The 8,039-nt window shown below is 35.9% G+C and carries 6 protein-coding genes; all 6 read left to right on the top strand.

All coding sequences use genetic code 11. From position 1 onward, the window contains the following. Positions 1 to 572 (top strand): hypothetical protein (locus tag ABWO41_RS13050; RefSeq protein WP_353138682.1); only part of this gene is annotated, 572 nt, incomplete at its 5' end. Beyond that, on the top strand, positions 569 to 1,000 hold the full coding sequence (locus ABWO41_RS13045; protein WP_353138685.1) for a T9SS type A sorting domain-containing protein: 432 nt from the start codon (positions 569 to 571) through the stop codon (positions 998 to 1,000). The genes ABWO41_RS13050 and ABWO41_RS13045, both read left to right, overlap by 4 nt. 40 nt (positions 1,001 to 1,040) lie before the next feature. After that, positions 1,041 to 4,172, top strand: coding sequence for a SusC/RagA family TonB-linked outer membrane protein (locus ABWO41_RS13040; protein WP_353138679.1), 3,132 nt, complete (start codon positions 1,041 to 1,043; stop codon positions 4,170 to 4,172). Between the two features lie 4 nt (positions 4,173 to 4,176). Continuing rightward, a complete protein-coding gene (locus ABWO41_RS13035) occupies positions 4,177 to 5,796 on the top strand; it encodes a RagB/SusD family nutrient uptake outer membrane protein (RefSeq protein WP_353138676.1) in 1,620 nt (539 codons plus the stop codon). A gap of 18 nt (positions 5,797 to 5,814) precedes the next feature. Next, entirely contained in the window at positions 5,815 to 6,762 is a 948-nt protein-coding gene (locus ABWO41_RS13030) for a DUF5017 domain-containing protein (protein WP_353138673.1), read from the top strand. Then, a partial coding sequence (locus tag ABWO41_RS13025) for an SUMF1/EgtB/PvdO family nonheme iron enzyme (protein ID WP_353138670.1) occupies positions 6,752 to 8,039 on the top strand: 1,288 nt, incomplete at its 3' end. The genes ABWO41_RS13030 and ABWO41_RS13025, both read left to right, overlap by 11 nt.

Here is an 8,039-nt window from a genome sequence, read left to right as displayed (position 1 = left end):
GGGTATATACAAATAGCACTGGAAAATCATTCAACCCTATATCTGATATAGATAATCCTAATGGAAATTATACCATTGAATTTAAAGCAAAAATAACCAATAATAGTGGCCGAGGAATAGATGTGGTTATCCGAGATGCAGTGAGTCAGTCACCAACTTTTAATTTTGGATCAGCAAACATACTTGTAAGATACAGTAGTAGCAATATTGTCACCATAACTGATAATAATTATACAGGAGCTATAGAAAGGGCTTATACAATAGCGGTAGAGAGAGGGGTTTATAATAATTCTGACCAAAGGAATAAGTATCATATATATGCAGATGGCAACTATTTAGGGACAGCAGAGGGATCTGGTAATAATGCAAACTATTATTTGCAAATAGGACATGCAAATGGCGCTCAAACAATCGATGCTAATATTTATTATGTTGCGGTTGATTATGCGGGAGCGTATAAACCGGAAACAGTTAAGCCCTTACCTGTTTCCTTGGTTGATTATTCCGTGAAAAAAAATCTTAATACCGCCCAATTAGATTGGGAAACAGCCACTGAATTAAATAACAGATAGAAAGATCAACAGATGGTATTAATTTTTTAAAGATATCAGAAATTCCTGCCAAAGGAGTAGGAAAATATTCATTTGTAGATCATACTCCGATTAATGGGATTAATTATTATCGACTTACACAATATGATCTTAATGGGACAAAAACAGATTTAGGTGTAAAAGATATAAATTTTGATATAGAAAATAAATCTATATCAGTTTTTCCAATTCCAGCAAAAATAGGTGCGAGTATTTATATAGAAGCGAATTATCCTTATACGTTTTATGATTTTGAACTTCTAGACGTTTCAGGTAAAATACTTCTTAAAGAACCAAAATACATTAATAAGGAAAAAGCAGAACTTAAATTACCAGATAATATTAAACCAGGAGTTTATATACTAAAAATAGGCAAAACCGAGAGCCGTAAAGTTCTGGTAGGACTATAACCTATTAAGATGAACCATATAACTATTAAATAATTGCGAAATGGCAAAATTGAAAGTAGTATTTATATTCTGTTGCTTTATTCTGTGCAAAGGCTTTATCGCCAATGCTCAAAAAGTAGTAACAGGACTAGTGACCGATAAAAATAAGGAGCCTTTAATTGGAGTTGGGATTTTGGTGAAAAATACGACACAAAGAGTTGTAACAGATGTCTCCGGGAAATTTAGTGTCAGATCGTCTTCTACAGATGATGTTCTTATCGTTTCTTATATTGGTTTTAAAACTGTCGAAATAAAAATTGGTACAAATACAACACTAAGTATTGTTCTGGACCAGGATGTGAAAAGTCTTGATGAAATTGTGGTTGTTGGGTATGGAGAAGTTAAACAGAGAGATTTGACTGGTTCTGTAAGTTCCGTAAATCTGGAAGATCTGACAAAAGTACCCGTGGGAAGATTTGATGATGCCTTGGCAGGCAGGATTGCAGGTGTTTCTGTGACATCTCAAGAAGGTATGCCTGGAACTGAACAGCATGTTGTTATCAGAGGGACCAATTCTGTAACGCAGTCTAACACACCTTTGTATGTAATTGATGGATTTCCAACTGAAGAAGCTATTAATAATAGCATTAGTCCTTCAGACATAGAATCAATTACGGTTTTAAAAGACGCATCTGCAACCGCTATTTATGGAGCGAGAGCCGCAAATGGCGTAGTGGTTGTCACTACAAAAAAAGGAAAATTGGGCAAGCCAGCTATCAATTACAACGGTTCATTTGGCCTATCTCATATAGCTAGAAAAAAAGAGCTGATGAATACTTATGAGTTTGTGAAGTTACAACAAGAGACTATGACTCCAGCGGACTTTTCTTCCAGATATTTGGTAAATGATAAGACTTCCCGGGAAGATTATGTGGATTATCCCACAATAGACTGGCAGGATCTGATTTTTAAGCAGGCTGCAACACAAAATCATAACCTTAGTATTGGAGGAGGAAACCAGAACACCAGATATTATGTGAGTTTTGGTGCATTTGATCAGGACGGAATCATAAAAAATACAAACTATAAGCGATATCAGGGGAGAGTATATTTAGATCAGAAGGTTAACGATAAGTTGCGTTTTAATGTAAATGCCAATTATTCAAACTTTACTATAACAGGGGAATCGCCATCCCAGGTGCAATATTCAAACAGTGCAAACCTAATCAGGAACGTTTGGAGTTATAGACCCTTATCTACAAGAGAATACTTTGATATTACTCAGGAAATGATTGATGAGACAATTGCAACGTCTTCAGACATGCGCATAAATCCATTGTTTATTGTTAACGAAGAATATAGAAAGCGTTATAATTATCAGGCTCGAGTAAATGGAAATTTAGATTATCTAATAACAAAAGGGTTAAAGCTGAGAATCTCTGGAGGGCTTACAAAAAATGATATGCGAAATAACTTTTTTAATAACTCTCGAACAAGGTCAGGTAATCCATTCAGAGATTTAGGTGTAAACGCTCGGGTTCTGGATAATGGTTCAACTACATGGTTAAATGAAAATACCTTGACCTATAACAGTACTTTTGACAAGAAAAGATATCATTCATATGATGTTTTGATCGGACAAACTATGCAGAGCAGCAAGACAGAATCTATGGATCAAACTATTATCCAGATTCCTGATGAAACTCTGGGCATGGCAGGAATTGGTTTGGGAGAGGTACAAAGATTGATAAACAATCTGACCGAATGGAGATTAAATTCATATATAGCAAGATTCAATTATAAATATAGATCTAAATATTATTTTACTGCCACATTCAGAGCAGATGGATCATCAAAATTTCCAGAACATAATAGATGGGGATACTTTCAGTCGGTAGCCGGAGCCTGGAATGTAAGTCAGGAAGACTTTGTTAAAAATTTAACATTCTTATCAAATCTTAAATTAAGGGCAAGCTGGGGTTTAACAGGAAATAATAGGATTCCTGACTTTACTTATTGGACCAATGTTAGAACAGTTAAGTTTGATGAAGGACAAATCCCACAGACAACCTATCCTTTTGGTGGAGTAAATTCCTATGGCTCTATTGTCACTTCTCCGGGGAATCCAAACCTGAAATGGGAAACTACTGCGCAAACTGATGTTGGTATTGATATGAGTTTGTTTAATCAGAAAGTAAATCTAACAGTGGATATGTATCGTAAAAACACGTCAGATTTACTTTTAAATGCAAACATACCTACATCTACAGGATTTCAGAGTGCCTTGTTAAATATTGGTGAAATTAGAAATGAAGGATTGGAAATAACTATAGATAATACAAATCTGACTACCCCTAACTTTAAATGGAGTACCAGCTTTAATATTTCATTCAACAGAAATAAAGTAATGGCATTATCGGGAGATCAGGAGAGTCTAATCAGTATCATCTCATATAGTAATGCATACATTGCCAGAGTAGGGCAGCCATTGGGCATGTTGTATGGACTAGAATATATGGGAACATATAAATATGATGATTTTGATGCTTTAGCAGATGGAACCTATAGATTGAAGGGGCATATACAAGACAATGGCGCAGCAAGAGCAGCTATACAACCTGGTGACAGTAAGTATAGAGATATTAATGGAGATGGTATAATTAACAGTTTAGATGCCACTGTATTAGGAAGAGGATATCCTATCCATTTTGGTGGTTTGACCAATCGGTTCGAGTATAAGAATTTCGATCTGAATGTATTCTTTACATGGAATTACGGCAATGAAATACTATTTGCAGACAGACTTACTTTTATGAGAACCAGACAGGAAATAAACGTAAATAAATTTGCAGACTTTGCTAATCGCTGGACACCAGATAACCCTACAAGCGATATTCCAAGAGCAAAAGATTCGGGATTAGCCAACTATTCAAGTTATGACGTAGAAGATGGATCTTTCTTAAGGTTAGCGAATGTACAATTAGGGTATGAATTACCTTCATCTGTTTTGAGACGCTTAAAAGTTAAGAAAGTAAATGTCTTTGTATCAGGACAGAATTTATGGTTGCTGACCAATTATTCGGGTTATGATCCAGAGGTTTCCACTAAACATACAGCACTTACCCCAGCATACGATTCTTCAGCGTATCCAAAATCAAAGGTGTTTAATTTTGGAATTAACGTAAATTTTTAAGGCTATGAAAAAAATCATCATATTAATATCGGGAGTATTTATGCTTGTTACTTCTGCATGTAACAAGCTCGAGGTAGAACCTAAAGGATTTGTTGATTTGGGACAGTTCTATAAAACAGAGGCAGATGCTTATAAAGCATTAACCGCGATATACGTTCCCTTAGCTCATTCTTCATTTTATGGCAGAGATTGGTTTTTTGCATTCAATATTCTGGATGATGTGACCTATTACGATAGAAATTATACCAATGATGATGTTTTTATCAATAACTTCAACTATACCAATACAAGGCTGAATAACCTGTGGAAAAATCTTTATGACGGAGCAAACAGAGCTACCATCTTCCTTGAAAATATAGATAAAATAAATTTTGCAGATGAAGATCTGAAAGAAGCATACAAAGGGGAAGTCAAATTTCTAAGAGCATATTACTATTTCATATTAAGTAGTATGTGGGGAGATGTTCCGTTAAGACTGACAGGATTTACATCTGTTGATCAGGAAATGTCTATGCCGGCAACTCCCAAAGAAGAAGTATTTGATTTTATAATCCGGGAAATGGAAGAAGCTGAAGCTATGGTTTATCCGGCAACAAACTTTAGTCACATGGGTAGGGTAACCAAAACTACAGTTCAGGGAATACTAGCAAGAGTGTATTTAAAGCAGGCAGGTTATCCCATTAATAAAGGAAAGCCAGCTTATGAAAAGGCTTTGCACTGGGCGCTTGAAGTAAAGAGCAGTAACATTCATAAGCTTAATACGGTTTATAGAAATATATTTATCAATTTAAGTCAGGATAAATACGATACAGATTTTCGGGAAAGTATGTGGGAAGTAGAGTTTTCCGGTGATAATAGAGGCAGTAATCAAACAGCAGGTTTTTTAGGAAGTTATACCGGAATTTACTGTAATGATAACGTTACGCCAACAAGTCCGGGCTGGTGTTATGGCTACGTATCAACAACTCTGAAAATGGAAGATGTATATGTAACAAATCAGACAAACGGAACAACAATAGACACAGCTCGAAAAAATTGGAATGTCCCTAATTATTATTACAGCTATAATGCAACCACAAAATTAACTTCGAAACTGGAACGGGCGGCTAATCAATTAGTATATAGAAACGCAGGTAAGTTCAGAAGAGAATTTATTCCGTCAGCTTTAAATTCTGCGAATGAGGCTACACCTATTAATTTCCCCATTTTACGCTATGCAGATGTTCTTTTAATGATAGCAGAAGCGGATAATGAAGTGAATACAGGCCCTACATCTATAGGTTTAGAGGCAATTAATGATGTTCGCAGAAGAGCTATGCCCACTATACCATTGATTGCTCTGGGCGATATGGATTATTTAGCCTTTCAGAAATTTATAAGAGACGAAAGAGCACGCGAATTATGTTATGAAGGTACAAGAAAATTAGATTTAGTGAGATGGGGCATTTATGTATATGAGATGACAACAGGAAGAAGAGAAATGATGGATGACGCAAGGTGGCATGCCAATAAGCAGTTCGCTTCTTACATAATAAATTTTACGTCTGCTAAACATAATCTATACCCAATTCCAAGTTTAGAGATGTCGACAAATACAAAAATCAGACAAAACCCATTATGGTAATAATAATATAATACTGTTATGAAAAAGATCTTTTTATTCCTATCTCTTATAACGCTGCTCGCCTGTGAAAAACAGGAAGATTTAGCTAAGTTTACTGTGTCATTAGACCCTAATAATACATATATTGCAGGAGATCCTGTTATATTTAACCTAAGTGGAAACCCGGACTATATATCTTTATTTACAGGTGAAAAAGGTAGCCAGTACGAATATAGAAACAGAACTTCTGTTAACGAAGAAGGAACTAAATTAGTGTTCAGATTTTCTGCTCTTGTTTCCCAAAGAGCACCTGAAAACTCATTGGATTTTTTGGTGTCAACCGAATTTGGAGGCATCACTAGAAAAGGATATAGTACAGATTCTGCACTGCTTAAAAATACTAACTGGACGGTTCTGACATCTGAATTGAATTTGCCTACTGTCCAAAATGGTAGCTCGAATGTTGAAGTTGACCTAACAGAGTATATAGATAAACCAACCAGTATAGCTTTCAGATACCAAAGCGATGCAAGGGCAAATGTACGGCAACCGCATTGGGAATTAACAAATATTGGCCTGTTTTTGATTAGTCCTGATGGTGTAGAAACTCCTGCCGAATTAGATATACAAAGCTTATTTGGAAATTTTGATTATCAGGATAAAACCAATCCATATTTATACAACACAACATCAACCAATGAAGGAAAGTGGTACAAAAGAACTGTTAACAACTCAATTAACCTGCGTTGGACAGAGAAAGGAACCAATAAACCTTCAAATCTGGATTATCTGTTTATCAATCCAATTATACTTAACCAATCAAAACCGGATATGCCTATCGGGATTAAGAGCGTTCATGAAAAATTAAGTTCTTACAGTTATGTGTTTTCTGAACCGGGCACTTACAAGGTAGTATTTGTGGCAAAGAACCATGATTATAAAGAAGATAAAGAAATAATTAGAGAGGTAGTAGTCAATGTTAATTAAGTTAAGAAAAATAGGATTTACATTTGGTGCAAGTCTTCTGATATCACATTTCGCAATCGCCCAGCATATAACTAAAAATTCATTGGGAATTGAAATGTCCGAAATTCCAGCCGGTGAGTTTTATATGGGAGCTAACGATGTAAAATACGGAGCAGATGAGAGCCCGGTTAGAAAGGTGAAAATAGACTACTCGTTTAAAATTTCTACAACAGAGATTACCAATAAACAATACGAAGCCTTCGATTCATCTCATAAAGTTTTAAGAGACAAGTCAGGCTTTTCAAAAGAAGACAATGAAGCAGTCGTATTTGTAAGCTGGTATGATGCGGTAGCTTTCTGTAAATGGTTATCCGCAAAGGAAAAAAAGAATTATAGGTTACCAACAGAAGCCGAATGGGAATATGCCTGCAGGGCCAACACTTATTCAACTTTAAATATTGGTGATAAATTACCGGAACAAATTCAAAAAAATCAGGATAACCCCGAGGAGGTATTGCCGGTATCTTTAAAAGTAAAGAACGGTAAACCAAATGATTTTGGTTTATACGATATGCATGGCAACGTAGAAGAGTGGTGTATGGATTGGTATGGGCCATACCAACCATCAGATACATTAAACCCTGTAGGTTATGCCAGTGGAAATTACAGAGTTACAAGAGGAGGTAGCCACAATAATTTTATACATAATTATCGGTCAGCAAATCGGTCAGCCTTAATTCCGGAAGACAGAAATTATCTTACAGGTTTCAGGATTGTGGAAGTTTCAGGTGTCTTGTCACAACCAACATTGCTTGATACTTTTCTTACGGTTAATCAGAAAGATGTAAAACAACAGGAATATAAATGGCTTACACCATCAAAAGAACCTTTTTTTCTTGAACCGATTCAGTATGTGAAAAATCCTGCCTGCGACAAAAAACAGTTATATACTCATAATCATTGTCCGGCAATTACATGGTGTAAAAATGGAGATTTACTGGCTATCTGGTTTTCTACAGAAAGTGAATTTGGTACAGAGATGGAAATTTGGGCAAGCAGGCTACGGGCGGGAAACAGTGAGTGGGACGAGGCATCTTTGTTTTACAAAGTGCCAGACAGAAATATGACCGGTTCTTCTTTGTTTTATGATAAAGAAAGCGGTACTCTGTTCCATGTAAACGGTATTTCAGCAGCAGGTTGGTGGAAAAATATGATTGTAACCATGCGCACATCGAATGATAACGGCGCAACGTGGTCAAAAGACCAGATTATTGCCCCCGAGCATACAATGAGACATC

The organism is Pseudopedobacter sp. (assembly GCF_040392825.1).
Taxonomy (GTDB): Bacteria; Bacteroidota; Bacteroidia; order Sphingobacteriales; family Sphingobacteriaceae; genus Pseudopedobacter.
Note: the sequence above shows the minus strand (reverse complement) of the source record. Positions and strands in the feature narration are given on the sequence as shown.

Bases quoted from the DNA above. Each gene is read 5' to 3' on its own strand.
- ABWO41_RS13040 (WP_353138679.1), top strand. From the start codon at position 1,041: ATGGCAAAATTGAAAGTAGTATTTATATTCTGTTGCTTTATTCTGTGC.
- ABWO41_RS13035 (WP_353138676.1), top strand. From the start codon at position 4,177: ATGAAAAAAATCATCATATTAATATCGGGAGTATTTATGCTTGTTACT.
- ABWO41_RS13030 (WP_353138673.1), top strand. From the start codon at position 5,815: ATGAAAAAGATCTTTTTATTCCTATCTCTTATAACGCTGCTCGCCTGT.